The 19,840-nt window shown below is 70.2% G+C and carries 17 protein-coding genes; 10 read left to right on the top strand and 7 right to left on the bottom strand.

Going from position 1 to position 19,840, the window contains the following annotated elements:
* Positions 1–3 precede the first annotated feature (3 nt).
* Together hisB and FK529_RS07600 are read left to right on the top strand one after the other, a co-directional pair.
* Positions 4–630, top strand: coding sequence for an imidazoleglycerol-phosphate dehydratase HisB (gene hisB / locus FK529_RS07605; RefSeq protein WP_146560380.1), 627 nt, complete (start codon positions 4–6; stop codon positions 628–630).
* A gap of 129 nt (positions 631–759) precedes the next feature.
* Entirely contained in the window at positions 760–2,646 is a 1,887-nt protein-coding gene (locus FK529_RS07600) for a M61 family metallopeptidase (RefSeq protein ID WP_231702983.1), read from the top strand.
* A 16-nt stretch (positions 2,647–2,662) separates the two neighbouring features.
* On the opposite strand, the gene allB is transcribed toward FK529_RS07600, so the two are convergent.
* Positions 2,663–4,012 carry an allantoinase AllB gene (gene allB / locus FK529_RS07595; RefSeq protein WP_146560378.1) on the bottom strand — a complete coding sequence of 450 codons (1,350 nt, stop codon included), beginning with the start codon at positions 4,010–4,012 and terminating at the stop codon, positions 2,663–2,665.
* Between the two features lie 243 nt (positions 4,013–4,255).
* Here allB and FK529_RS07590 point away from each other — a divergent pair, with 243 nt between their 5' ends.
* Together FK529_RS07590 and FK529_RS07585 are read left to right on the top strand one after the other, a co-directional pair.
* Positions 4,256–5,797: an NCS1 family nucleobase:cation symporter-1 gene (locus FK529_RS07590; protein ID WP_146560377.1), complete on the top strand. Its 1,542-nt coding sequence runs from the start codon at positions 4,256–4,258 to the stop codon at positions 5,795–5,797.
* A gap of 10 nt (positions 5,798–5,807) precedes the next feature.
* A complete protein-coding gene (locus FK529_RS07585) occupies positions 5,808–6,530 on the top strand; it encodes an aspartate/glutamate racemase family protein (protein ID WP_146560376.1) in 723 nt (240 codons plus the stop codon).
* A 120-nt stretch (positions 6,531–6,650) separates the two neighbouring features.
* Here FK529_RS07585 and FK529_RS07580 read toward each other — a convergent pair whose 3' ends face one another.
* From FK529_RS07580 to FK529_RS07555, 6 genes are all read right to left on the bottom strand, one after another.
* On the bottom strand, positions 6,651–7,487 hold the full coding sequence (locus tag FK529_RS07580) for a bifunctional allantoicase/(S)-ureidoglycine aminohydrolase (protein ID WP_146560375.1): 837 nt from the start codon (positions 7,485–7,487) through the stop codon (positions 6,651–6,653).
* The gene (locus FK529_RS07575; RefSeq protein ID WP_146560374.1) at positions 7,484–8,758 is read right to left on the bottom strand and encodes a DUF6986 family protein; all 1,275 of its coding nucleotides are present in this window, start codon (positions 8,756–8,758) and stop codon (positions 7,484–7,486) included. Before FK529_RS07575 ends, FK529_RS07580 begins: the two co-directional genes overlap by 4 nt.
* 113 nt (positions 8,759–8,871) lie before the next feature.
* Positions 8,872–10,155: a guanine deaminase gene (guaD, locus tag FK529_RS07570; protein ID WP_146560373.1), complete on the bottom strand. Its 1,284-nt coding sequence runs from the start codon at positions 10,153–10,155 to the stop codon at positions 8,872–8,874.
* Entirely contained in the window at positions 10,152–10,961 is an 810-nt protein-coding gene (xdhC, locus tag FK529_RS07565; protein ID WP_146560372.1) for a xanthine dehydrogenase accessory protein XdhC, read from the bottom strand. Before xdhC ends, guaD begins: the two co-directional genes overlap by 4 nt.
* A gap of 7 nt (positions 10,962–10,968) precedes the next feature.
* Positions 10,969–13,413, bottom strand: coding sequence for a xanthine dehydrogenase molybdopterin binding subunit (gene xdhB / locus FK529_RS07560; RefSeq protein WP_146560371.1), 2,445 nt, complete (start codon positions 13,411–13,413; stop codon positions 10,969–10,971).
* Complete coding sequence (locus FK529_RS07555) at positions 13,410–14,867, bottom strand: xanthine dehydrogenase small subunit (RefSeq protein WP_231702982.1); 1,458 nt, start codon at positions 14,865–14,867, stop codon at positions 13,410–13,412. The genes xdhB and FK529_RS07555 overlap by 4 nt, the downstream gene beginning before the upstream one ends.
* Positions 14,868–15,446: 579 nt before the next feature.
* Here FK529_RS07555 and FK529_RS07550 point away from each other — a divergent pair.
* The 6 genes from FK529_RS07550 (at position 15,447) to FK529_RS07525 (ending at position 19,829) form a co-directional block, all read left to right on the top strand.
* A complete protein-coding gene (locus FK529_RS07550) occupies positions 15,447–16,211 on the top strand; it encodes an IclR family transcriptional regulator (protein ID WP_146560369.1) in 765 nt (254 codons plus the stop codon).
* A 78-nt stretch (positions 16,212–16,289) separates the two neighbouring features.
* On the top strand, positions 16,290–17,231 hold the full coding sequence (locus FK529_RS07545) for an NADP-dependent oxidoreductase (protein WP_146560368.1): 942 nt from the start codon (positions 16,290–16,292) through the stop codon (positions 17,229–17,231).
* A 110-nt stretch (positions 17,232–17,341) separates the two neighbouring features.
* Positions 17,342–17,971 carry an imidazole glycerol phosphate synthase subunit HisH gene (gene hisH, locus FK529_RS07540; RefSeq protein ID WP_146560367.1) on the top strand — a complete coding sequence of 210 codons (630 nt, stop codon included), beginning with the start codon at positions 17,342–17,344 and terminating at the stop codon, positions 17,969–17,971.
* Entirely contained in the window at positions 17,968–18,222 is a 255-nt protein-coding gene (locus FK529_RS07535; RefSeq protein WP_146560366.1) for a hypothetical protein, read from the top strand. The genes hisH and FK529_RS07535 overlap by 4 nt, the downstream gene beginning before the upstream one ends.
* Positions 18,223–18,231: 9 nt before the next feature.
* On the top strand, positions 18,232–18,966 hold the full coding sequence (gene priA / locus FK529_RS07530; RefSeq protein ID WP_146560365.1) for a bifunctional 1-(5-phosphoribosyl)-5-((5-phosphoribosylamino)methylideneamino)imidazole-4-carboxamide isomerase/phosphoribosylanthranilate isomerase PriA: 735 nt from the start codon (positions 18,232–18,234) through the stop codon (positions 18,964–18,966).
* Complete coding sequence (locus tag FK529_RS07525; protein WP_146560364.1) at positions 18,966–19,829, top strand: inositol monophosphatase family protein; 864 nt, start codon at positions 18,966–18,968, stop codon at positions 19,827–19,829. Before priA ends, FK529_RS07525 begins: the two co-directional genes overlap by 1 nt.
* The last annotated feature ends 11 nt before the right edge of the window (positions 19,830–19,840 follow it).

The following is a 19,840-nucleotide window of genomic DNA, read 5'->3' as shown; positions in this document are numbered from 1 at the left end:
GCGATGACTGACCGTACGACCGACCGGATCGCCCGCATCGAGCGCAGCACGAGGGAGTCCTCCATCGTGGCGGAGATCAACCTCGACGGCACCGGCACCACCGAGATCGCCACCGGCGTCCCCTTCTTCGACCACATGCTCACGGCCTTCGGTCAGCACGGCAGCTTCGACCTGACCGTGCGGGCCCAGGGCGACGTCGAGATCGACGCCCATCACACCGTCGAGGACACTGCGATCGTGCTCGGTCAGGCCATCGCGGAGGCGCTCGGCGACAAGAAGGGCATCCGCCGCTTCGGCGACTCCTTCATCCCGATGGACGAGACGCTGGCGCACGCCTCCGTGGACGTCTCCGGCCGGCCCTACGCCGTGCACACGGGCGAACCGGAGTACCTGGTGCACTCCGTCATCGGCGGCTACCCCGGTGTCCCGTACTCGACGGTGATCAACCGCCACGTCTTCGAGTCCCTGGCGATGAACGCCCGGATCGCGCTGCACGTGCGCGTCCTGTACGGCCGCGACCCGCACCACATCACCGAGGCCGAGTTCAAGGCCGTCGCCCGCGCCCTGCGCGCCGCCGTCGAGCCGGACCCGCGGGTCACCGGCGTCCCGTCGACCAAGGGCACGCTCTAGCGTCCTCGCCCGCCGAGCGCCGAGCGCCGCGGAAATCGTCCTTTCACCGGCGGACCCGCAAACAATTTTGTACTATCAACAAAATTGTCTGTGGGAGGCCGGGAGTTGCCGATGTCCAGGGTTCGAGGCGTGAGCGCCGTCAGCATCGTGATCATTCTCCTGGCGGGCCTGCTGGCTTGCGGGTCGCCGGACCGCGCGGGGGAGGGCGCGCGCGAGCAGAAGCCCGTCACGGTGTCGGTGGACGTGACCAACCTGCCGCAGCGCATCATCGGGGTGAAGCAGTCGATCCCTGTCAGCGCGGGCGAGGTGACCCTGCTCTATCCGCAGTGGCTGCCGGGAAACCACTCCCCGTCCGGACCGATCGACAAGATCGCCGGCATCACCTTCTCCGGCGGCGGGAAGAAGCTGGAGTGGAAGCGTGACCCGCTCAACGTCTACGCCCTGAAGGTGACGGTGCCCGACGGCGTCGACACCCTGGACGCGGCCTTCACGTACCTCACGCCCACCGATAGCACGCAGGGCCGCGTGGTGATGACGCCGAACATGGTGAACCTGCAGTGGAACGCGGTGGTCCTGTACCCCGCGGGGAAGCCCGCGAGCGACATCCCGTTCACCGCCAGCGTGACCTACCCCCAGGGATTCGAGGCCGGCACTGCGCTGGACGTTTCGGGCCGGCGCGGGGACACCGTCGACTACCGGACGGTCCCGCTCGACGTTCTCGTCGATTCGCCCGTCTACGCGGGCCGCTTCCACAGGCAGATCGACCTGACGCCCGGCGCCGAGGTGCCAGTGCGGCTGCAGGTCTTCGCCGACGCCCCAGAACAGCTCGAGGCAAAGCCCGAGCACATCGAGCAGCACCGGGCCCTCGTCGCGCAGGCGATCAAGCTGTACGGATCGCAGCACTACGACCACTACGACTTCCTGCTCTCGCTCTCCGATCAACTCAGTTCGAACGGGCTCGAGCACCAGCGATCGAGCGAGAACGGCGAGCCGACCGACTACTTCACCGGGTGGAATCCAGCGGTGGGGAGCGACGACCTGCTCGGCCACGAGTACACGCACTCGTGGAACGGCAAGTTCCGGCGCCCGGCCGACCTGTGGACGCCGGACTTCAACACCCCGATGCAGGACAGCCTGCTGTGGGTGTACGAGGGCCAGACCCAGTACTGGGGCAACGTGCTCACCGGCCGGGCGGGCCTTCGGCCCGCGGAGGTTTCCCGCGACGCCCTGGCGTCCGTGGTCGCCACGTACACGGACGGTCGCCCGGGCCTGAGCTGGCGGAGCCTGCAGGACACCACGAACGACCCGATCATCGCGCAGCGCCGCACCAAACCGTACCGGTCCTGGCAGCTCAGCGAGGACTACTACCAGGGTGGTCAGCTCGTCTGGCTCGGCGTCGATGCTCGCATCCGCGAGCTCACGAACGACACCAAGTCGCTCGACGACTTCGCCCGCACCTTCTTCGGAGTCGACGGCGGAACGTGGAAGACGCAGAACACCTACGACTTCGACGCGGTGGTCGGGGCACTGAACGGTGTGGTCGCCGATGACTGGGCCTCGTACCTGCGCGATCGCCTCGACGGCAAGGAGTCGTTCGCCTCGAGCGTCGAGAAGACGGGGTGGCGGCTGGTGTACGACAACAATCCGGGCGCCTTCCTCGCCGAGCAGATGAAGGCGGCGGACGGGGCCGCCAACTACACCTATTCCATCGGCCTCAACGTCTCCGCCGCGGGCAAGGTGACCGATGTCCGATGGGACGGCCCCGCGTTCACGGCGAAGGTCGGGACGGGGATGACGGTGCTCGCGGTCAACGACGCCGCGTACTCGCCGGCAGCGATGGAGGCCGCGATCGAGGGCGCCAAGACGAACCCCGCCCCGATCCGGCTGCAGGTGAAGGACTTCGATCAGACGCGGACCATCGAAATCGACTACCACGACGGCCTGCGTTACCCGCACCTGCAGCGCATCGAGGGCACCCCGGACTACCTCAGCCAGATCCTGGCGAGCCGTCCGTAGCCGGAGAGCCCGGGGCTCATGCCTCGCCGCGGCGGAGCAGGCGACCGTGCGGAGTGGCGAAGTCGACCTTCTCGCCCCGGAGCCAGGTTCCCCTGACCACGCCGGCGAGCGCGCGACCGTCGTACGGCGAGATCGCGTTCTTGTGGTGGAGGTGGTGCACGTCCACGACCTGCGCGGCCTCGGGCTCGAAGATCGCGAAGTCGGCGTCGAAGCCGAGGGCGATGCGGCCCTTGCGGGTCATGCCGGCCAGCTTCGCCGGGTTCGCAGACATCCACTCGAGCACCTGCTCGAGGGGGATCCCGCGCTTCTTCGCCTCGGTCCAGATGAGCTGCAGGCCCAGCTGAAGCGACGCGACGCCGCCCCAGGCGACGCCGAAGTCGCCGTTCTCGACGTCCTTGAGGTCGATCGTCGACGGGGAGTGATCGGAGACGATGCAGTCGATCGTCCCGTCCAGCAGGCCCTGCCACAGCAGCTCCCGGTTCGACGCCTCGCGGATCGGCGGGCAGCACTTGAAGGCGGTCCCGCCGGCGGGGATCTCCTCGGCGAGGAGTGTCAGGTAGTGCGGGCAGGTCTCGACGGTCAGTTTCACCCCGTCGCGTCGCGCCGTCGCGATCATCGGCAGCGCGTCGGACGAGGAGAGGTGGAGGACGTGGGCCCGGGCACCGGTCCACCGCGCCCGCTCGATCACGTCGGCGATGGCCTTGTTCTCGGCGCCGCGCGGGCGGGAGGCGAGGAAGCCGGCGTAGTCGGCGCCGGTCGGCTCGGGCGCGTGGTCGATGGAGCAGGCGTCCTCGGCGTGCACGATCATCAGCGAGTCGAACGTGGCGAGCTCCGCCATGTCCTCCTGCATCTCGTCGACGCTGAGCGCGGGGAACTCGTCGACGCCCGAGTGCAGTAGGAAGCACTTGAAGCCGAAGACGCCGTCGTCGTGCAGGCCCCGCAGCTCGCCCTTGTTCCCCGGCACCGCACCGCCCCAGAAGCCCACGTCGATGTGGGCCTGGGGTCCGGCCACCTCGCGCTTGATGCGGAGAGCCTCCCGGTCGACGGTGGGTGGGATCGAGTTGAGGGGCATGTCGACCAGCGTCGTGACGCCGCCGGCGGCCGCGGCCTTCGTCGCGGACTCGAAGCCCTCCCACTCGGTGCGGCCGGGCTCGTTGACGTGCACGTGGGTGTCCACGAGGCCGGGGATCATCACCTGCTCGTCGGTCAGCTCGACGACCTCGCGCCCGGCGAGGCCGTTCCCGAGCGGTTCGATGGCGACGACCCGTCCATCGCGGATGCCGACCTCGCGCGCCACCGTGCCGGCGGTCGTGACGATGCGGCTGCCGCGGACCACGAGGTCGTACTCGGCGGTGTCGGTGCTCATGCAGGTTCTCCTTCGCTAGAAATTCCGTTGGATGGAATTTCGTCTCAACCCTGGGGCCACAGTAGGTGTGACCTGCGACACTCGTCAAGGGTGTCGTTTCCGTCGAGTGACGATCATATTCCGAGATGCGACATGGGTCTTGACACCCGGGCCGGGATAGGTCTTACTTATCGCTACAAGTGGAACAAGAATTCCGCACAACGGAATACACTCGAGGTCAGCCAGCACGAACGAAGGCCCAGCATGACAGAAGAACTCACCCCCCGCGTAGCGGCGGAGGCGAATCCGATCCGGCTCGGTGACGCGGATATCGCGGAGGTCCCCGACGTGGACGCCCTGAACCGGCTCAGCGCCGGCCTCTACAACCAGGACCTCGCCCCCACGAAGCGGGCCGGCCGGACGTGGGGCGGCTACAACATCTTCACCCTGTGGGCGAACGACGTGCACAGCCTCGGCAACTACGCCTTCGCGATCGGCCTGTTCGCACTGGGACTCGGCGGATGGCAGATCCTGCTCGCGCTCGGCCTGGGCGGTGCGTTCTTGTTCATCTTGCTGAACTTCTCCGGGTTCATGGGGGAGAAGACGGGGGTGCCCTTCCCGGTGATGAGCCGGATCTCCTTCGGTATCCGCGGGGCGCAGATCCCGGCGCTCATCCGCGGCGTCGTCGCGATCGCCTGGTTCGGCATCCAGACCTACCTCGCCTCGGTCGTGCTGCGCATCCTCATCATCGCGGTCGAGCCGGGCGCGTCGACGCTCGACGAGAACCGCTTTCTCGGACTCTCCACCCTCGGCTGGATCTCCTTCCTCGTCCTGTGGGTGATCCAACTCGTCATCGTCAGCTACGGCATGGAGATGATCCGTAAGTACGAGGCCTTCGCCGGCCCCGTCATCCTCGTCACGATGGCGGCCCTCGCGGTCTGGATGCTCAGCAAGGCGGACTGGTCGATCGCCTGGACTACGCCCGAGTCCAAGACCGGTCTGGACATGTGGCTCCAGATCGTGGGCGGAGCCAGCCTCTGGGTCGCCATCTACGGCACCTTCGTCCTCAACTTCTGCGACTTCACCCGCAACGCGAGATCGAAGAAGTCCATCGTGCGCGGGAACTTCTTCGGCATCCCGCTGAACATGCTGCTCTTCGGCGCCATCGTGATCACCCTGGCGGGCGCGCAGTTCAAGATCAATGGCCAGGTCATCGAGTCGCCCGCCGACATCGTCAAGACGGTGCCGAACACGCTGCTGCTCGTACTCGCCTGTCTCGCCCTGCTGGTTCTCACCGTGGCCGTGAACCTGATGGCCAACTTCGTGGCCCCGATCTACGCGCTCAACAACCTCTTCCCGAAGCACCTGAACTTCCGCAGCGCGGGCCTCATCTCGGGCGTGATCGGCCTGGTCATCCTGCCCTGGAATCTCTACAACTCGCCCGTCGTCATCACCTACTTCCTGGGCGGTCTCGGTGCGCTGCTCGGCCCGCTGTTCGGCATCGTCATGGCGGACTACTGGCTGATCCGCAAGAGCAGGGTCAATGTGCCCGACCTGTACTGCGATCTGCCCGACGCCCCGTACTTCTACACCGGCGGCGTGAACCCGCGTGCGGTGATCGCACTCGTGCCCACCGCCGGCGCGGCGCTCCTCATGGCCTTCGTCCCCGCCTTCCACGTCGTCTCCAATTACTCGTGGTTCATCGGTGCGGGCCTCGGCGCGCTCGTGTACCTCGCAGTCGCCGACCGCAAGGGCCCCTTCGTCGATGTCTCCGGCGAGCCGATCGCCGTTCCCAGCAAGCACTAGGAGCCCACGGATGCGCATTCTCGTCGCCAACGTCAACACCACCGAGTCCATGACCGCCGCGATCGCCGACTCGGCGCGCTCCGCGGCCTCGCCCGGGACCGAGATCGTGGGGATCACACCGCGGTTCGGAGCGGATTCCTGCGAGGGCAACTTCGAGTCGTACCTCGCTGCGATCGCCGTCATGGACGCGATCACACGGTACGAGGGCCCCTACGACGCGGTGATCCAGGCCGGGTACGGCGAGCACGGCCGCGAGGGCCTGCAAGAGCTCCTGGAGGTGCCCGTCGTGGACATCACCGAGGCAGCCGCGTCCACCGCGATGTACCTGGGCCACAGGTACTCCGTGGTCACCACCCTCGACCGCACGGTCCCGCTCATCGAGGACCGGCTGAAGCTGGCCGGCCTCGACGCCCGGTGCGCCTCGGTGCGCGCCTCCGGCCTCGGCGTCCTCGAACTCGAGTCCGAGCCCGAGCGGGCCGTCGAGGCCATCGTGGCCCAGGCGCGGGAGGCCGTCGAGCGCGACCACGCCGAGGTGATCTGCCTCGGCTGCGGGGGAATGGCAGAACTCGAGGAGAAGGTCTCCGCCGCGACAGGGGTTCCCATCGTCGACGGTGTCCGCGCGGCCGTGACGATCGCCGAGGGGCTTGTGCGCATGGGGCTGAGCACCTCCAAGGTCCGTACGTACGCCCCGCCGCGGCCCAAGGTCGTGAAGGGGTGGCCGTTCACCCTGTGACCAGCCGGCTCGCGCCCGCGCCACAGGCCTTCGGGGAGAACGTCCCGCGGCCGGTCGCTGTCCACGGAGTACGACGGTGCCCCTCCCGGATCCGGGAGGGGCACCGTCGTATCGGAGTCGCTACAGGACGATCTGGCGGTTGACGTCCTTGTAGAGCAGGTAGCGGAAGTTCGACGGTCCGCCGGCGTAGCAGGCCTGGGGGCAGAACGCGCGCAGGGACATGTAGTCGCCCTCCTGCACTTCGACCCAGTCGCCGTTGAGGCGGTACACCGCCTTGCCCTCCAAGACGAACAGTCCGTGCTCCATGACGTGCGTCTCCGCGAACGGGATCGACGCGCCGGGCTCGAACGTGACGATGTTGCAGTGCATGTCGTATGCGAGGTCCTGCGGGTCCAGGATCCGGGTGGTGCGCCACTTGTTGTCGGTGCCAGGCATCGGCGACGGCTCGATGTCCCGCTCGTTGCCGACGGCGACCTTCGGCGTGTGGCCGGCGAGCGGCTCGTACCGCTTGCGGATCCACTGGAAGACGGCGGCGCCGTCGGCGGTGTTGGCGACCGACCAGGTGGTGCCCGCGGGGATGTACGCGTAGCCGCCCTCGGTGAGCGTGTGCGCCTCGCCGTCGATGGTCACCTGCAGGGCGCCCTGGGTGACGAGGAGGAAGCTCTGTACCTCGGGCTGGGGCTCCGGGGCCTCGGAGCCGCCGCCGGGGGAGACCTCGACGATGGACTGCGCGAACGTGGTCGAGCCGCCCGCGACGGGGCGGTTGAGCACCCACGCGCGAGTGTTCGTCCAGCCGGGGAAGACGGAGGTCACGATGTCGCGCATGACGCCGCGCGGGATCACGGTGTAGGCCTCGGTCACGATGGCACGGTCCGTGAGGAGGTCCGTCTGCGGCGGGTGGCCGCCCTGCGGCGAATAGTAGGAGGGGCGCGCCGTGCTCGTCGCTGCTGTGCTCATCGGGTCTCCTCGGGCTGGATGGTGGTGGGGTGGTTCAGGGCGAGGTCGCGCACCGTCTCGACGGTGACCTCGGCGGCGGACGCGACCTCGGCGGCGGTGACCGCCCCGCAGGTCACGCCGCGATGGATGAAGGACGCGAGCGCGCGGGCCGTGGCCGGCTCGTCGAGGATCGCGGAATCGATGCGGTGCACGTAGTTCCGCAGCCGCGTTGCGGCGGCGGGGAAGCCGTCGCGGTAGAAGGCGTAGGTCGCGAGGAACCGCGTGACGAGCTGGGCCGGGTGCAGGTCCCACCCCTGGTAGATGCCGCGCTCCAGATGCCGGCGCACGAGCCGGGCGTGCAGCCGCCAGGCGTCGGCGACGTGGGCGGGATCGCCGATGGGCAGGATGTTGGTCGAGCCGTCCGAGAGGTGCACGCCCGTCCCCGCGACGGCGAGCTGCATGACGTTCTTGGCGTGGTCGGCGGCCGGATGCTCCATCGACTGGTACTGCGCGGCGATGCCGAGCGAGGCCGAGTAGTCGTAGGTGCCGTAGTGCAACGAGGTCACCCGGCCTTCCGCGGCGTGCAGCAGGGTCGCGACGGGCGCGGTGCCATCGGCCCCGAGGATGACCTGCGGCGTCTCGACCTGCACCTCGAAGCGGAGGCTCCGCTCATCCAGGCCGAGCGCGCGCTCGAGGGCGCGGCTCGCCTCGACCATCGCCTCGACCTGGCCGACCGTGGTGACCTTCGGCAGCGTGATGGTCAGGCCCTCGGGCAGGGGACCGGCCGCGGCGAGGCCGCTCACGAACAGGTCCAGGGTCCGCAGGCCGCGGGCTCGGACGGGTGCCTCGAAGCACTTGAACCGGATGCCGATGAAGGGGGGCGCCGACCCCTCGCGGACTGCGGTGGCGACGGCTTCGACGGCGCGCGCGACGTCCGCGTCCTCCGCGTCGTCGCCGCGGGCGCCGTAACCGTCCTCGAAGTCGAGCCGCAGGTCCTCGATCGGCTCCTCGGTCAGCTTGCGCCGCACCAGGTCCGGCAGGCTCGGATCCTCCAGTCCCACGGTGCGCGCGACCTCCGCGAGGCCGCCGGCGGCGTCGGCCGCTGCGAGCCCTTGCTCGCCCCACTCCCGTGCCGTGGCCGGGGTGAACCGATCCGCCGGGAGGTAGACGGTGTGCACCGGCTGGCGGCGGCCGTCGTCGCCCGGGTAGTTCCGGGTCAGGAAGTCGTCCGTGGTGGCCAGCCGACGGTCGATCGCGGCCAGGGCGTCGTCGGTGAGCGAGCGACTGGGCATGGGACCTCCGACTGACTAAATGGAAAACAAATTCCGTATGGTGGAGTCTACGCGGGTCCTGTGCTCCGCACAAGGATTTTCACGACGTTGCCCGGGCTCCAGGGCTCCGAGCGTCAACCGGCGACCTCGTCGCCGCCGATCCAGACGCGCGCGACGTCGGCGGGAGTGGCCAGGGAGAAGATCTTCGCGAGGGCGTTCTCGGCCGAATCGGTGTGCCGCAGGCCCACGTCGAGCGGGTGGCCGGCCGTCGGGCGCACCAGGACCGCGTCGAACTGGCGACCGACGGACAGGTCCCCCACCTCGTCGAGTCCCAGCGCGGTCGCGCCGGCCCGGGTGGCGAGGTGCAGCAGATGCGCCGCAGTGAGCGGCACGCCGTCCCCCTGGAGCAGTTGCTGCATGAAATAAGCCTGCAGCCCCTCCTTGAACAGCGAGAAGCCGCTGCCCGCACCCACATCGGTGCCGAGGGCGACGGCGACGCCGTGGTCGAGGTGGCGGCGTAAGGGGAAGGAGCCACTGGCCAGCGCCGAGTTCGAGGTCGGGCAATGGGCGACCGCCGCGCCGGTGGAGGCCATGAGCGCCAGCTCGGTGTCGGTCGGGTGCAGGTTGTGCGCAAGGACCGAGCGCTCGTGGATCAGCCCGTGGCGGTGGTACGTGTCGAGGTAGTTCGCCGACCCCGGGAACTGGTCGATGACCGCTGCGATCTCGGCCGGGTTCTCGTTGATGTGCGAGGTGAACCAGAGACCGGGCACGTCGGCCGCGAGCGCCGCCCCGCTCTCCAACATCGCCGGCGACGTCGAATAGGAGAACCGCGGCGTCACCGCGTACCGGAGCCGGCGATGCCCGTGCCATCGTTCCGCCAACTTGCGGCCCTCGTCGTAGGTCCGCGCTGGGGTACTGAGCAGGGGCTCCGGAAGGTTGCGGTCGCTGGTGACCAGGCCCGCGGTGACGCGCACTCCGACCCGGTCCGCCTCGGCGAACAGCGCGTCGACCGCGTCGGCGAAGTGGGAGCCGAAGACCAGCGCGGTCGTGGTGCCCGCGGTCGTGAGACCGGTCACGAACTCGCGCGCGACGGTGCGGGCGTACTCGGCGTCCGCGAGCTTGCACTCCTCGGGCAGGGCGCACTGATCGAGCCAGTCCAGCAGCGGCATGCCGAGGCCACCGATAGCCCGGATCTGCGGGTAGTGCACGTGGGTGTCCACCATGCCGGGAAGGAGCACGCCGTCGCGCAGGTCGACGATCTCGGCGTCCGGGTGGCGTTCCGCGACCATGCGGAAGGCGCCGCGATCGACGATCACGCCCGCCTCGACCGCGATGCCGGCGTCGTCGTGCGAGCGCAGCTCACCACCGGTGAAGGGGTCGTCGGGCGTGTCCAGGACGCGGCAGCGGTAGATGGTCATGAGGGGTCTCCTTGCACGGACGAGGGGAAGCGGGCGAGCAGGTCCGCGGCCACACTCACGGCGATGGTCGCCGGGTGCTTGCCGCCCAGGGTGCTCAGCCCGATAGGGGATTGGATGGTGCGGATGGTCGCGGCGTCGTGACCGGCGTCGGCGAGCATGGCGCGGAACCGGGTCCACTTCGCGGCGGAACCGATCAATCCGACGCTGCCGAGGCCGGGGGTGCGCAGTACCTGGTCGCAGAGGCTGAAGTCCTCCGCGTGGTCGTGCGTCATGATGAGCACGTGGCAGCCCGGAGGAAGTTCCTCCAGTACCTCCTCGGGCAGCATCGAATGGCGCAGGTGGACGGTCGCCTCGCCGGGCTCCAATCCGCGGGCGGCCTCGAGCTGCTCTGGGCGGGAGTCGGTGAGGTACAACTCGACGTCCTGGCGCGAGAGGATGCGCGCGAGTTCGAGGCCGACGTGGCCGACCCCGAAGATCGCGAGGGCCGGGACCACCGGCAGCGGCTCGAACAAGAGGACCACCTCGCCTCCGCAGCATTGGCGCCCGTGGTGATTACGGGCCTTGTCGTTCAATCGCAGGGTCAGCGTCTCGGGCGTGGTGACCGCGTCCCGGAGCAGCTCTCGGGCCCGGTCGATCGCCGTCAGTTCCAGGTTGCCGCCGCCGATCGTGCCGAACTCGGCGTCGGCGGTGGCGATCATCTTGGCGCCCGCCTCCCGCGGGGCGTGTCCCCGGACCCCGATCTGGGTGATCAGGACCGCGGGGACGCGCTGCCGACGCAGGCGAGCGGCGTCGCCCAGCCAGGTCATGGCGGGCTCAGCCGAGCGGTGCGGCGGCCTGCGCCGTCGCGGCGGATCCGGCCGCCGGGACGGAGGTCCGACGGTGCCCGTTCCCCTGCGGATCGGCCGGGGCCGCGGGGCTCGTCGGCGCCGCGGTGCGCGCGGCCTCGACCGCCCAGTACACGGCCTCCGGCGTCGCGGGCGACGCGAGGTTCACGGACGTCCCGGGCGGCCCGAACGCCGCCGCCGCCTGGCGCAGGGCCTCGCGCACGGAGAAGGCCAGCATGAGCGGCGGCTCGCCGACGGCCTTCGAGCCGTACACGGCACCGTCCTCGTGCGCCTTGTCCAGCAGCGCGACCCGGAAGTCCGGGGGCATCTCCGAGAAGCTGGGCAGCTTGTAGGTGCTGGCCGACTGGGTCAGCAGCCTGCCGCGGGTGGGCCGGTCGCTCTCGTCCCAGCGGAGGTCCTCCAGAGTGAGCCAGCCGGCGCCCTGCACGAAACCGCCCTCGATCTGGCCGATGTCGATCATCGGGGAGAGCGAGTCGCCCACGTCGTGCACGATGTCCACGCGCCTCAGGCGGTACGCGCCGGTGAATCCGTCGACCTCGACCTCGCTGGCGGCCACGCCGTACGCGAAGTACTTGAAGGGCTCGCCCTGCATCGCCTTCGCGTCCCAGTGCAGGCCCTCGGTCCGGTAGTACCCGGAGGCGGAGAGCTGCACCCGCTGGAAGTACGCGGCGTGCACCACCTCCTCCCAGGTGAGCTTCGTCGCCGCGGCACCGAGCCCGCTGATCGTGCCGTCGTTGAACCGCACGTCGGACGGGTTGATGCCGATGAGCGATGCGGCGACGGCCGCGAGGCGGTCGCGGATCTGCTCGCACGCGTTCTTGACGGCGCCGCCGTTGAGATCGGCGCCGGAGCTCGCAGCAGTGGCGGAGGTGTTGGGCACCTTGTCGGTCCGGGTCGGCGCGAGACGCACCCGGGACAACGGCACGCCCAGCGTGGTGGCGGCGACCTGCAGCATCTTCGTGTGCAGGCCCTGACCCATCTCGGTGCCGCCGTGGTTGATCAGCACGGAGCCGTCCTTGTAGACCAGGACGAGGGCGCCGGCCTGGTTGAAGGCGGTGAGGTTGAAGGAGATCCCGAATTTCACGGGCGTGAGGGCGAGGGCGCGTTTGACGTTGCGGTGCGCGGCGTTGAATGCGGCGATCTCCGCCTCGCGGGCTACGACATCGCCGGTTTCGACGACCTGCTCCCAGGCGGTGCGGACGCGGTCGGCGTGCCGCACGGGCTGGCCGTACGGCGTGCTCTGACCGTCCCCGTAGAAGTTGCGTCGCCGCAGTTCGCGCGCCGACAGTCCCAACCGCGGGGCGCACGTGCCGAGGATGTCCTCGATGACGAGCATGCCCTGCGGGCCCCCGAAGCCGCGGAACGCGGTTTGCGAGGTCTTGTGGCACTTGGCGATCCGTCCGTGGACCGCGATGTTCGGGATCCAGTAGGCGTTGTCGATGTGGCACAGCGCGCGGGCGAGCACCGGCTCGGAGAGGTCGAGGCTCCAGCCGCCGTCGGCGGTGAGGGTCGACTCGAGCGCGGTGATGAGTCCGTCGGCGCCGAAACCGACCCGCCACGTGGCGTGGAAACCGTGGCGTTTGCCGGACATCGTCATGTCCTGCGTCCGGTCCAGCCGCAGCCGCACCGGCCGGCCCGTGAGCGTGGCGCCCAGCGCGGCGATGGCGGCGAAGCCGTGCGGCTGCATCTCCTTGCCGCCGAACGCTCCGCCCATCCGCAGGCACTGCACCGTGACGGCGTTGCTGGGCAGGCCGAGCACGTGCGCGACGATGTCCTGCGTCTCCGACGGGTGCTGGGTGCTGGACTGGATGAAGATCTGGCCGCTCTCGTCGACCTGGGCGAGGGAGGCATGCGTTTCGAGGTAGAAGTGCTCCTGACCCGCGAACTCGAACTCCCCCGAGTAGACGTGCGCCGCCTCGGCGAACCCGGCGTCGGGATCGCCGCGCCGCACGGTCGGGCGGGCGCCGTGGAAGCTCTCCGCGGCGATGGCGTCGCCGATCGCGACGAGGGAGGGGAGCGGCTCGAGCTCGAGTCGCACGGCAGCGGCACCGAGCCGGGCGGCTTCGAGCGTCTCGCCGAGCACCCAGCACACGGCGTGCCCGTAGAACATGACCTCGTCCTCGGGGAACAGGGGCTCGTCGTGCTTGACGCCGGCGTCGTTCACGCCCGGGACGTCGGCCGCCGTGAGGACCCGGACGACGCCGGGGACCTGCAGCGCCGGCGCGGTGTCGATCGAGACGATCCGCGCGTGGGCGCAGTCCGACTGGACGGGGTGGGCGTGCAGCGCGCCGGGTGTCCGACCGACCAGATCGTCGGTGTAGAGGGCGGAGCCGGTCACGTGCAGGGTTGCGCTCTCATGCGGGATCTCCTGGCCCACGATGGGATTCGCGGGGCGTTCGGACAGGTGGCTCATGACAGCTCCCCTCGGGCCGTGGTCTCGGCGAACAGCTTCTCGAGCGACCGGCCGAGCATCGCGACGCGGTAGGCGCCGGACGCACGGTGATCGTCCATCGGGGTGCCCTCGGCCCGCAGCACGTCGGCCGCGGCACGAACCGTCTCCACCGACCACGGGCGCCCCACGAGGGCCTGCTCGGTGGCGGTGGCGCGGAGCGGGGTCGCGGCCACGCCGCCGAGGCCGATCGAGGCCCGGGTGATCGTGCCCGCGTCGACGGTGACCGCGAAGGCGACGGCGACGCTGGAGATGTCGTCGAAACGGCGCTTGGCGATCTTGTGGAACGCGGTGAGCGGGCTCAGCGGCAGCGGGATCCGTATCGCCTTGATGAGTTCGTCGGGCCGGCGCACCGTCGCGCGGTAGCCGGTGAAGTACTCCGCGAGCGGGACGGTGCGCTCGCTGTCGCGCGAGGCGAGTACCAAGTGCGCGTCCAGGGCGAGCAACGCGGGCGGGGTGTCGCCGATCGGCGAGCCCGTCCCGAGGTTGCCGCCCAGCGTCGCGGCGTTGCGGATCAGGCGCGAGGCGAACTGCGGAAAGACCTGGGCGAGCAGGGGGACGCGGCCGTCGAGGCGGCGCTCGATCTCGGACAGCGTGAGCGCCGCTCCGATCTCGACCTCGTCGTCTTCCCAGCGCAACTCGCGGAGCTCGGGCAGGCGGTCGATGGCCACCACGAGCGGCTCGCGGCGCCCCTTGAGGTTCACGTCGACGCCGAAGTCGGTGGACCCGGCGACGAGGACCGGGGATTCCCCGTCGGCGAGGAGATCGAGGACCTCGTCGAGTCCGGCGGGCCGGACGAAGCGGCCCTGCGGGCCGGCGACCTCGGTGGGGGCGGCGGCGGGCGCCGGTGCGGCGCGGCGGGCGGCGAGCGGGTCGTCGGGTGCGGGGGCCGCGGGGAGGCCGTAGGCGGCGTCGCGGATGGGCCGGTAGCCGGTGCAGCGGCACAGGTTCCCGGACAGGGAGTGCAGGTCGAAGCCGTTGGGGCCGTGCTCCTCGTCGTGAGCGGGGCACGCGGTGTCGCCATCGGCCTGCGGGTTCGACGGGGCCCGATCGGGGCGGTAGAACTCGGCCGCCATGCTGCAGATGAAGCCCGGTGTGCAGTAGCCGCACTGCGAGCCGCCGCGGAGCGCCATCGCGGTCTGCACGGGGTGCAGGTCGTCGGGTCCGCCGAGTCCCTCGGAGGTGATCACCTCCTGGTTCGCCAAGCCTGCTGCGGGGGTGAGGCAGGCATTGATGGCGGTCCACCGGGTCCGGTCGTCCGGGGAGTCGGGGTCGCCGGGGCGGGCGACCAGGATCGAGCAGGCGCCGCACTCGCCTTCCGCGCAGCCCTCCTTGGCCCCGGTGAGGCCCTGGTCGCGAAGCCAGTCGAGGGCACTCGTGTGCGCCGGGCCGGTGAAGGGTCGGGATCGACCGTTCACGGTCACATGACATCCGGTCAGCGTTTCGGTCACCGCTGGGTCCCTACTGAACCGCCGCACGCGGTTCTTACAGGCATGGTTTGCGAGGCTGAGCTGGACCGCTGGTTTTCCATGCGAACACGATCCAGTGCATTTCATGGTAGGTGACTGGCGTCACGTCGGAAAGAGGGTTTCGGAATCTCCTTTCCGCATCACGGAGTATGAGAGCGGACTGATCCGGCCGCGTCCTGCGTCGTTGCAGGTCAGCCGCTGATCGGGGCGGTGATGGGTCCCGCACGAGATCGAGGATGAATCCCACCGAGACTGCCCACAGTAGCCAGTGTGACTTCTCCCCGCGACCGCTGAGGAGGCCGAGGAGGGTGATGAAGCCCACGCCGATGCCGTTGGCGCAGAGCGAGGTGACAGTAGCTGGAACCGCGGTTCCGTATCGTGGTGTCAAACTTTCGCTGTTCGGCCACGATTGCCGTGTCGCGCCAGGCGCGGCTCGAAATGATATCCGCAATACGGAACGCAGGATGGAATTGTGCGCGTACCGTCGGGCTTGGAGCAGCAAATGACCAGACGGCCGAGGAGGCGAACATGGCGGGAAAGTCCACCTCGGGCGTGCAGTCGGTGGAGCGCGCCTTCGAGCTGCTCGAACTCATGGGGCGAGCGGGCGGCGAATGTTCGCTCAGCGAATTGTCTGCGGGTACACCGCTGCCGCCGCCGACGATCCACCGGCTACTGCGCACGCTCGTGGGCATCGGCTACGTCAGGCAGCTGCCCAACCGGCGCTATGCGCTCGGGCCCCGCTTGATCAGGCTGGGCGAGGTCGCTAATCGGCAGCTCGGCGCCGTGGCGGTCCCGGTGCTGCAGTCTCTCGTCGACGAGCTCGAGGAGACCGCGAGCCTCGCGGTGCTCGACGGGGACATGGTCATCTACACCGGCCAGGTTCCGTCGCAGCACAGCATGCGCACCAACAACGAGGCCGGTCGCCGAGTGAACCTGCACAACAGTGGCGTCGGCAAGGCGGTGCTCGCCGAACTCGACGACGCCCGGATCGTCAAACTCGTCGGGCAGGCTGGGATCCCCGCGCCGACCCCGAACAGTGTCAGCACATTGTCGGGGGTATTCGCCGAGGTGGAGAAGGTGCGCGCCCGGGGCTACTCGATCGACGACGAGGAGCAGGAACTCGGCGTCCGGTGCTACGCGATGGCGGTGCCCGGTGCGCCGACCCCGATGGCGGTCGGCATCTCCGGCCCCGTCTCCCGCCTGAGCGACGACTTCGTCGACCGCGCGATCCCCGCCCTCGAGCGCGCGACCGGCATCATTTCCGACGCCCTGATCGGCGCCCGCGAGATCTGATCGGAACCGAACCGGCACGGTTACGGTCGGGATGATTCGAGACGGAATGTGCGAGGCCGCCTCGCGGTTGTGCTGGTCATGGCGAAAACAGTGGTGGCGCAGGCGTTCGGAGGGCCAGAGGTCCTCGCGGTGGTGGACCGGGAGCTGCCGGCCCCCGGGCCCGGCGAGGTCGTGGTCGAGCTCAAGGCAATCGGGGTCAACCCCATCGACTACAAGCTCTACAGCGGGGCGTTCGGCGACGATCCGGCGACGCTGCCCCAGACCGTCGGGAGCGAGGGGGCCGGGGTGGTCATCGCGGTCGGCTCCGACGCCGTCGGACCGAGAGGCCCGATCTCGGTCGGCGACGAGGTCGTCGTCTATCGGGGTGACGGCCTCTACGCCTCCTCGGCGATCCAGCGGGCCGACGCGGTGCTCCCGAAGCCCGCCGGGCTGGGCTGGGAGGAGGCCGCCGGCCTCTTGCTCACGGGCGGGACCGCGTGGGACGCGGTCGAGCGCATCGGCGTCGCAGCGGGCGACACAGTCCTCATCCACGGCGCGGCCGGCGGGGTCGGCTTGCTCGCCGTGCAGCTCGCCCGTCTCCGCGGGGCCACCGTGATCGGCACGGCGCGGGAGGCGAACCACGACTACCTGCGCGGACTGGGTGCGATCCCCGTCCAGTACGGCGGCGGCCTCGCCGAACGGGTCCGCGCCGTCGCCCCGGACGGGGTGACCGCCGCCATCGACACGGTGGGCACCGACGAGGCCGCCGACGTCTCGCTGGACCTGGTGAAGGACCGGCAGCGGATCGTGACCATCGCGGGATTCGGTCGCGCCGCCCAGGACGGATTCCTCGCGATCGGCGGCCCCGACCCCGAGAGCGCTCGCATCCGTGACGAGGCTCGCGGGCCGCTGCTGGACCTCGCGGGCGAGGGGAAGCTGGTGAACGAGGTCGCCAAGACCTTCCCGCTCGCCGACGCCGCGCGGGCGCACACCGAACTCCAGTCGGCGCACCCGATCGGAAAGTTCATCCTGATCCCCTAGTGCTGTGAACGCGCCCCAGCGGCGACGATGCCGATCACCGGGGGCACCCCACGACGCCCGCGTAATACTGCGATGCAGCGCCAGAGGGAGGGCCGATTAGGCTGGGGAGCATGAAGAAGGTGGCGATCCTCGACTACGGCTCCGGCAACATCCGGTCCGCGCATCGCGCGATGGAACGGGCCGGCGCCGAGGTCACCGTGACCGCGGATCCGAAGACCGCGCTCGCCGCCGACGGCCTCCTCGTGCCGGGTGTCGGCGCCTACGAGGCCTGCATGGCGGGGTTCAAGGCCGTGCAGGGCGACCGGATCATCGGCGAGCGGCTCGCCGGCGGGCGGCCGGTGATGGGGATCTGCGTGGGTATGCAGATCCTGTTCGAGAAGGGCATCGAGTTCGGCGTCGAGACCGACGGCTGCGGGGAGTGGCCCGGCACCGTCGAACGGCTGCAGGCCGAGGTCGTTCCGCACATGGGCTGGAACACCGTCGAGGCGGCCGAGGGCTCGACGCTCTTCGCCGGCACCGACGCCGGCACCCGCTTCTACTTCGTGCACTCCTACGCCGCGCAGACGTGGGAGCTCGACATCGCCGACCACATCCGCGCGCCCAAGGTCACCTGGGCCGATCACGGCGGGCGGTTCGTTGCGGCCGTCGAGAACGGCCCGCTGTGGGCCACACAGTTCCATCCCGAGAAGAGCGGAGACGCCGGCGCGAGGCTCCTGAAGAACTGGGTGGGCACGCTGTGAGCGGCAGGCGTGGGCTCTCCCTGGGCCGCCTCGCCCTGTTCTCCCTCGGCGCGGCCGTCGCGGTGCTCGGCCTGGCGGTGCTCCTGCTCAACCTGCTGCGCCCGAGCCCGGCCGTCGGGCTGCTCATCGTCGCCGTGGGCCTCGTCGGCGCGGTCGCCGCGATGGGGATCGTCTCGAACCGGATCGTCGGCCGGGCCGTCGCGGACGCGGAGGACCGGGAGGCCGGAAAGCCGGATGACACGACGCACTAGGCTGGTCGCGTGAGTCTGGTACTACTTCCCGCAGTCGACGTCGCCGAGGGCCGGGCCGTGCGCCTGGTGCAGGGTGAGGCCGGCAGCGAGACCGCCTACGGGTCGCCACGTGACGCCGCCCTCGCCTGGCAGAACGACGGGGCGGAGTGGATCCACCTCGTCGACCTCGACGCGGCCTTCGGCAAAGGCAGCAACCGTGAGCTGCTGGCCGGGGTGATCGGCGAGTTGGACGTCAAAGTCGAGCTGTCGGGCGGCATCCGCGACGACGACTCCCTGGCCGCCGCCCTCGCCACCGGCTGCGCCCGGGTGAACCTCGGCACCGCCGCGATCGAGAACCCGGACTGGTGCGCGAGCGCCATCGCCCGGTACGGCGACAGGATCGCGGTCGGCCTCGACGTCAAGCAGCTCGACGGCCAGTGGCGGCTGCGCGGCCGCGGCTGGGTCACCGACGGCGGCGACCTCTGGGAGGTGCTCGCTCGCCTCGATCGCGACGGGTGCAGCCGTTACGTGGTCACCGACGTCTCCAAGGACGGCACCCTCACCGGCCCCAACCTCGACCTGCTCGCCGCCGTGGCCGCCGCCACCGAGGCGCCCGTCGTCGCGTCCGGCGGCATCTCCGCGCTCGAAGACCTCACGGCGATCGCCACTCTCGTCGACCAGGGCGTGGACTCAGCGATCATCGGCAAGGCCCTGTACGCCGGACGGTTCACCCTCCCCGAGGCGCTCGACGCGGTGTCGCGCTAGTGGCCGCCCTGCCCGAGGGCTTCACGGCCGATCCGGACCGACTCCTCGCCCTCGCGGGCGAGGCGCTCGACGCCGCCGCGCCCCGCTTCGTCGAGGGCGTCGGCGCTCCCGCGTCCGTCGCGAAGGGGCCCGCCGATTTCGCCACCGATCTCGACCTCGAGCTCGAGCGGCGCATCACCGCGGCCGTCGCCGAGGCCACCGGCGTCCCGGTGCACGGCGAGGAGTACGGCGGCCCGGCGGTCGACGAGGGCACCGTGTGGGTCCTCGACCCCATCGACGGCACGTTCAACTACTCCGCCGGGTACCCGGCCACCGGCACGCTCCTCGGCCTGCTGCACGACGGGAAGCCCGTGGCCGGGTTGGCCTGGTTCCCACTGGTCGGGGACGCCTTCGCCGGCCACGTCGCCGGTCCCGTCCGCAACCGCGGCGAGGTGCTCCCGCGACTCGCGCAAGGCGGCCTCGACGACGCCATGATCGCCGTCGGAAGCTTCAGCCGCGGCAGCAACGGACACTTCCCCGGCGACTTCCGGTACGCCATCCTCGGCGAGGTCTCGCGGCGCGTCGCCCGGGTGCGGCAGTTCGGGTCGACCGGCGTCGACCTCGCGTACACCGCGTCCGGCGCGCTGGGCGGTGCCGTCGTCTTCGGGCACCACGCCTGGGACAACGCCGCCGGCGCGGCGCTAGTCATCGCGGCCGGCGGCCGCGTCACCGACCTCGCGGGCGAGGACTGGCACGTCGGTTCCGACTCGGTGCTGGCCGGCGCCCCCGGCGTCTACGACGAACTGCTCGCGATCGTCCGCTCCGTGGGCGCGCCGTCGGACTACCGCGGCGATCCCGGGCACTCCGGAACCCTGAGCTACTAGACACTTTCGAA

The organism is Tsukamurella asaccharolytica (assembly GCF_007858435.1).
Classification (GTDB): Bacteria; Actinomycetota; Actinomycetes; order Mycobacteriales; family Mycobacteriaceae; genus Tsukamurella; species Tsukamurella asaccharolytica.
This window is presented reverse-complemented; position numbering and strand designations above follow the sequence as displayed.

Bases quoted from the DNA above. Each gene is read 5' to 3' on its own strand.
- hisB (WP_146560380.1), top strand. From the start codon at position 4: ATGACTGACCGTACGACCGACCGGATCGCCCGCATCGAGCGCAGCACG.
- allB (WP_146560378.1), bottom strand. From the start codon at position 4,012: ATGAGCACCGACACCGCCGAGTACGACCTCGTGGTCCGCGGCAGCCGC.
- FK529_RS07590 (WP_146560377.1), top strand. From the start codon at position 4,256: ATGACAGAAGAACTCACCCCCCGCGTAGCGGCGGAGGCGAATCCGATC.
- FK529_RS07585 (WP_146560376.1), top strand. From the start codon at position 5,808: ATGCGCATTCTCGTCGCCAACGTCAACACCACCGAGTCCATGACCGCC.
- FK529_RS07580 (WP_146560375.1), bottom strand. From the start codon at position 7,487: ATGAGCACAGCAGCGACGAGCACGGCGCGCCCCTCCTACTATTCGCCG.
- FK529_RS07575 (WP_146560374.1), bottom strand. From the start codon at position 8,758: ATGCCCAGTCGCTCGCTCACCGACGACGCCCTGGCCGCGATCGACCGT.
- guaD (WP_146560373.1), bottom strand. From the start codon at position 10,155: ATGACCATCTACCGCTGCCGCGTCCTGGACACGCCCGACGACCCCTTC.
- xdhC (WP_146560372.1), bottom strand. From the start codon at position 10,961: ATGACCTGGCTGGGCGACGCCGCTCGCCTGCGTCGGCAGCGCGTCCCC.
- xdhB (WP_146560371.1), bottom strand. From the start codon at position 13,413: ATGAGCCACCTGTCCGAACGCCCCGCGAATCCCATCGTGGGCCAGGAG.
- FK529_RS07550 (WP_146560369.1), top strand. From the start codon at position 15,447: ATGGCGGGAAAGTCCACCTCGGGCGTGCAGTCGGTGGAGCGCGCCTTC.
- FK529_RS07545 (WP_146560368.1), top strand. From the start codon at position 16,290: ATGGCGAAAACAGTGGTGGCGCAGGCGTTCGGAGGGCCAGAGGTCCTC.
- hisH (WP_146560367.1), top strand. From the start codon at position 17,342: ATGAAGAAGGTGGCGATCCTCGACTACGGCTCCGGCAACATCCGGTCC.